General features: G+C 37.6%; 4 protein-coding genes. 2 read left to right on the top strand and 2 right to left on the bottom strand.

Features of this window, described 5'->3' with window-relative positions; translation table 11 throughout:
* Positions 1-2005: HYR domain-containing protein (locus HRT72_11835; protein ID NQY68395.1), on the top strand; the 2005-nt coding region annotated here is incomplete at its 5' end.
* Positions 2006-2123: 118 nt separating this feature from the next.
* Here HRT72_11835 and trpS read toward each other — a convergent pair.
* Positions 2124-3101 carry a tryptophan--tRNA ligase gene (gene trpS / locus HRT72_11840; protein NQY68396.1) on the bottom strand — a complete coding sequence of 326 codons (978 nt, stop codon included), beginning with the start codon at positions 3099-3101 and terminating at the stop codon, positions 2124-2126.
* Positions 3102-3197: 96 nt separating this feature from the next.
* A complete protein-coding gene (locus HRT72_11845) occupies positions 3198-3611 on the bottom strand; it encodes a BrxA/BrxB family bacilliredoxin (protein ID NQY68397.1) in 414 nt (137 codons plus the stop codon).
* Between the two features lie 113 nt (positions 3612-3724).
* Between HRT72_11845 and HRT72_11850 the strand changes: the two genes are divergently transcribed.
* Positions 3725-6525 (top strand): insulinase family protein (locus HRT72_11850; GenBank protein ID NQY68398.1); only part of this gene is annotated, 2801 nt, incomplete at its 3' end.

The following is a 6525-nucleotide window of genomic DNA, read 5'->3' on the forward strand; positions in this document are numbered from 1 at the left end:
AACAGTAACGGATAACAACGGTAATGTTTCGACAACAACTGCTGTAATCACTGTTGAAGATAACGTTGCCCCGGTTGCACTAGCAAACAACATCACAGTTCAATTAGACGCTAACGGTCAAGCAAGTATTACTGCTTCTGACATTGATAATGGATCTAATGATGTATGTGGTATTGCAAGCTTAGAAGCTAACAACGCTTTCGATTGTTCAAATGTTGGCGACAATACAGTTACATTGACAGTAACAGATAACAATGGTAACGTATCAACGGAAACGGCAATAGTAACAGTTCAAGATGTAACTGCACCAGTTGTTGTTTGTAGCCAGGATATCATAGTTGAAAATGATTCATCATTCTGTGGTGCAGTTGTAACATATGTTGCGACATCAACAGATAATTGCAGCTCAATATTGACTTACACACATTTAAGTGGAGATTATTATCCTGTAGGGCTAACAACTGTAACTGTTACAGCAACAGATCCATCAGGAAATACGGACGTGTGTTCATTCAATATTACAGTGCTAGATACGGAGAATCCGACTGCGATATGTAAACCAGTTGTAATCACAGTTGATTCTACAGGAAGCGCTAGTATAATTGCTGATGATATAGATGGCGGAAGTACAGATAACTGTGCAATAGCATACATTGGAGCTTCTCAAACAGATTATCACTGCCCAGATTTTGGTATGCATGATATTACTCTAACAGTAACGGATATCTACGATAATTCAAGTACGTGTGAGACCACTGTTACTTTGTTAAAAGGTGACTACAATATCCTTAGCTGTCCTGTATACGCTTGTAGTACGTGTAAAGATGGAGAAGCGGAGATGTGTAGCGAAAAGAATATTAAGGGAATGGGTGGCGCACCAGATCAGGTTGTTTGGGAAACTAAATGTGTTAAAGCGAAAGATCTTGATAAAAGGCTAAACGCAGGCTGGGTAGAAGGTGCTTGCTTTGGTCAGCCTAGTGGTGTGTTGTTTTGCAACTCAGGAGGAATGGGTGACCCAGATGTAGAATGTGTTAAGTGGAAAGATGCAGAGGATAATCTAGAGGATAAAGATATGTCCTTAGGGCAATGTGAGCCAGCAAATGATTGTGGGTGTAAAAAAGGTCTTGTAGAACTAGTACTTAGATACAATTATGGTTCGGGTCACAATATTACTATTGATAAGGGGGATATAGTAGACAATGAAAACTCAACCTACACCATAACTAATATCTCTGGTAAGGGCGGAAAACTAGATAAGAAAATAAAGCTGATTGGGTTAAATGGGGTTGAAAGTGCATTAACTACTGATTGCTCTAAACCAGTAAACCCAGGCTCTATGTTTGGTGAGTTTACTGTGGTTAGTTACATCGATAAATCGGGTAATAGTTGTCCAGGTGAGTACATTGATATTCCGGTAGATGAAACTTGTGATTGTGTAATGGGATTGGCTGAATTGGTGGTTTCGCATATTAATGGTCCTTTTGAAAATGTGACTACTAATGGTGGTACAATAGTCGATAATGAGGATGGTACATATACTATTGAGGGTAAAGGCAAGAAAGGGCTGCCGAAAGATCTAATTATTAACGATGGTTTTGGGTCTACAGCGATTAATACGTCCTGTAAGGAGCCATTGGTTATTGGTGAAATGTTAGGCAGCTTTACTCTAGTTAGCTTTGTAGATAAAAATGGAAACGAATGTTCGTTAGGTGGATTTGTAAAATCAATTGATGCGACAGAGAAAACCAAAACTACAGCAGCAATAGAAGAGGGTGTAATGAGCGCATACCCTAATCCGACTTATGATTTAGTTACAATTAAAACAGACATAAGCTCACCTAGTGGAGTAATGTTTATCTATAGCATTACTGGAACATTAATGTTAACTATAAATAATCCTCGGACGATAGAAGTTATTGATATGAGTGATATGGCTTCCGGATTATACAAAGTTGTTTACATGAGTGGTGAAGATGTAAGAACTGTTAGTGTAATTAGGCTTTAATAAGTTTAACCATAAAAGTAAAAGGGGATTCCAATAGGATCCCCTTTTTTTTGCTTCAGAAGTATTAGCGATATCTAGTTATAGACAATAGTCCTCTAATTACTTTAGAGAAGATTAATTAGTTAAACCCCATCTTAGATCTTACCCTTCGAAGAACTTCAATAGCAATAACACGAGCTTTAACAGCACCTTTTTTGAGTTCACTATCCAAGAGGGCTTTGTCTTCCATTAGTTCGTTAAACTTGATACGTTCCTTTTCGAACTTAGCAACTATCAATTCAAACAGCTCTTGTTTTGCATGGCCATATCCGTAACCTGCATTACTTTGCGTGTATTTATCTCGCATTGCTACAATTTGCTCTGGGCTAGCTAATATTTTATACAAACCGAATACATTGCATGTTTCGGGATCTTTCGCATCGTCTACCCCTTTACTATCGGTTACGATGCCCATAATTTGCTTTCGCAATTTTTTATCTGATAAGAAAATATCGATGAAGTTATTGTAAGACTTGCTCATCTTTCCACCATCCGTTCCAGGAACATACATTGTTTCTTTATGGAATTTCGCCTCTGGAATAACTAAAGTATCTCCGAATTTATGGTTGAAACTACCTGCTATATCACGAGTCATTTCGAGGTGTTGTTCTTGGTCTTTTCCCACCGGAATTATTTCTGCGTCGTACAAAAGAATATCAGCTGACATTAAAACAGGGTAGGTAAATAAACCTGCATTAACGTCAGAAAGTTTTTCGGATTTGTCTTTGAACGAGTGCGCATTCGCGAGCATTGGATAAGGCGTAAGGCAGTTTAAATACCATTGAAGCTCACATACTTCAGCTACATCCGACTGACGGTAAAAAATATTTTTTTCGGTATCAAATCCGAAGGCTAACCAAGATGCCGCTACCGCATAATTATTATGTCTAATAAGTTCAGGATCTTTAACTGTTGTTAAAGCATGAAGATCCGCAATAAAGAACAAACAGTCGTTTTTTGGATCTTTCGATAACTCGATGGCTGGCATTATTGCTCCAAGTATGTTTCCTAAATGAGGGACGCCAGTGCTTTGTATTCCGGTAAGTATTCTAGACATAATTCAAAAGTACAAAATCGAGTAATTAGTAGAGTTTAGAACTAAAAAAGCCATCACAGCATATGCGGTGATGGCTTTTCAAATGCTGTAGATCGTTTAACAGTGCTCGTTAAAAGCGCCAATTAAATTCTCAGAAAGTATTTCGGCAGTTGCTCCTTCAATATGATGTCTTTCAATCATGTGAACCAATTTGCCACCTTTAAATAATCCCATTGATGGAGATGACGGAGGATAAGGAAGCATGAATTTTCTAGCTTCTTGAACCGCTTCAACATCGAATCCAGCAAATACTGTTGTGATTTTATCTGGTCTTTTTCCATTTGCTACAGCAAGCTTTGCAGCCGGACGAGCATTTCCTGCAGCACATCCGCAAACAGAATTTACTATAACAAGAACTGTTCCTTCTGTATCATTTATTGCACTAGCTACTTGTTCAGCAGTAGTTAAATCTTCAAAACCTGCAGAAGTTAATTCTGCTTTCATCGGTAGTACTAATTCTTCTGGATACATAATATTTTGTGTTTATTGTGACAACAAATGTACGAATTACATGGGGTTTTCTGCTTATTTGGTATGATGGTTGGTTCAATTTTTTAGATTTGTAACTAAACCAGAATTCTAATATGAAAAGACAATATATCTTACTCCAAGTCATAGGCTTAATTTTTATTTCAAACGGCCTATTTGCAGGGTATAAATTAATTGAGAAAGTAGAAAAGAAGGGCAATGAAATTGTGGTTCCTTATTCAAAATACAAACTCGACAATGGTTTAACAGTAATTGTACACGAAGATCATTCAGATCCTTTAATTCATGTGGATGTTACTTATCATGTTGGCTCGGCTCGAGAGCAAGTAACCAAATCTGGATTTGCGCATTTCTTTGAACATATGATGTTTCAAGGGTCAGAGCATATTGCAGATGAGGAGCACATTAAAATTATTAGTGAAGCAGGTGGAGATATGAACGGTACCACCAATTCGGATAGAACAAATTATTTCGAAACACTACCAAATAATTATTTGGAAACAGCCCTATGGCTCGAATCGGATAGAATGGGATTCTTTATAGATGCGGTTACTCAAAAAGGTTTTGATGTTCAGCAAGCAACGGTGAAAAATGAGAGAGGACAGAATGTAGATAATAGGCCTTATGGTCGTCTAAATGAAAAAGTATCTCAAGCGATGTATCCTTACGGACATCCTTATTCATGGCCAACAATTGGCTGGATGGATGATATCGATAGAATAGAACTAGAAGATTTAAAGAAGTTTTTCTTGAGATGGTATGGTCCTAATAATGCCACATTAACCGTCGGAGGTGATTTGGATACGGAAGAGGTAATGAAGTTAACGGAAAAGTATTTTGGAAGTATCCCGAGTGGGCCAGAAGTAAAGCCACTTCCTAAAACCCCAATTACTTTAGAAAAGGATATTTACCTTTCTTATGAAGATAATATCCGTTTTCCTTTAATAGAAATGTCGTTTCCTACCGTGCCTAACCGACACCCAGATGAGGCTCCATTGGATGTTCTTTCGGATATTTTGGGAGGAGGTAAATCATCCATCTTTTACAAAAACTTTGTGAAGTCGCAGATTGCGGTTCAGGCTTCTGTTGGAAATCCATGTTCGGAATTGAGCGGAAAATTTGAGTTAGCAGTATTCCCTTATCCAGGTGCAAAACTTGCTGATATAGAAAAGAAGATGCGAGAGTCTGTTAAAGAATTTGAGACTAGAGGTGTGAAGGATGATGATATCTTGAAGTTTAAAGCAAGCATAGAAGCGCATATGATTTATGGAATGCAAAGTGTAAAAGGGAAGGTTTCTAGGTTGGCCTCGTTCGAGACTTTCTATGGTAATCCAAATTTAATACAGGCTGAGATTGATAGATATCTGTCCGTAACAAAGGAAGATGTACAACGGGTTTATGAAAAGTATATAAAGAACAAGCCGGCAATAATAGCAAGTGTATATCCAAAAGATCAGCAGGATATAGTTGCAGGTAAAGACAATTCTGAACCAAGAGAAGCCAAAACAAAAGATGTGGACGATTCAGAATATCAAAACCTAGTTCAGAAGAAAGCTAAAGATGATTTCGATAGAAGTAATCAACCACCTAAAGGAGATAATCCAGTAATTAAAGTTCCATCGTTTTGGAAAGCAGAAATGGGTAACGGAATTGAATTGATAGGAAGTGAAAGTACCGAGGTACCGACCGTATCTATTTTAATTCGATTTAAAGCAGGTCATCGCTATGAGCCCATAGAAAAGTCGGGATTGGCGAATTTAACCGCTAGTCTTTGGAACGAATCAACAGAGCATTATACGGCAGAGAAATTCAGTGAAGAATTAGAAAAATTAGGTAGTAACGTCAGTATTTCAGGCGGAAATGAGTCTATAAACCTGAGTATTTCAAGCCTCACAAAGAATATCGATAGAACGATAGAACTGGCAGAAGAATTACTATTTCATTCGAAATTCGATATGGTAGATTTTGGAAGACTTAAGGAAGAGCAATTAGAAATGATTGCATTTGGAGCGAGTAAAGCAGGGGTAATGGCGAGTAATACTTATCGTAAATTATTACATAAGGAAGGTAATATTATGTCTATCCCAGCGAGCGGAACTGCAGCAACCGTCGGAACATTAACACATGAAGATGCCGTTGCGTACAGAGATGCTGCCTTGACTTCTTTACAGACTCAAGTAACCGTTGTTGGTGATATTAGTGAAAAAGAGGTAAAATCTAAATTGACATTTTTATTCAAACTGGAGAAAAAAGGTGAGCCAAAAACTTTTACGGAAGAACATAAAGAACACAAAGAGTTAAAAATATACTTTGTGAATAAGGAAGATGCTCCGCATTCAGAATTAAAGTTGGGTAAGATTACGATGCCCTATGATCCAACTGGAGAATATTTTAGAGGGTACGTAATGAACTACGTTTTAGGAGGGGCCTTTAATAGCAGAATTAATCTAAACCTTAGAGAGGATAAAGGATATACATATGGAGCGCGATCACGCCTATCGGGTTCTAAGTATATGGGAACATTCACGGTTTCCACTTCGGTAAGGGCGAATGCGACAGATAGTTCGTTGGTTGAAATATTTAAAGAGTTAGAACTTTACAAGAAGGATGGCATCTCGGCAGATGAACTTGAATTCACGAAAAGCTCTATTGGTCAGTCGGATGCATTGAGCTACGAAACACCTGGTCAGAAAGCATCTTTCATATATCAAATAATGAACTATAATCTTTCACCGGATTATATCGATAAACAGAATGTTATTCTTGCAGGTTTATCTCAGGATGATATTTTAAAATCGGCGCGAGAAATTATTCAGACAAATAAAATGGTGCTGGTTGTTGTAGGGGATAAGAAAACTGTTTTTGAAGGCTTAAAAAAACTTGACTACCCGATAGA

Source organism: Flavobacteriales bacterium (assembly GCA_013214975.1).
In the GTDB taxonomy this organism is placed as follows: domain Bacteria; phylum Bacteroidota; class Bacteroidia; order DT-38; family DT-38; genus DT-38.

What these genes read in the sequence shown, in the direction of transcription:
- HRT72_11845 (NQY68397.1), bottom strand. Translation starts at nt 3,611, where the DNA reads ATGTATCCAGAAGAATTAGTACTACCGATGAAAGCAGAATTAACTTCT.
- trpS (NQY68396.1), bottom strand. Translation starts at nt 3,101, where the DNA reads ATGTCTAGAATACTTACCGGAATACAAAGCACTGGCGTCCCTCATTTA.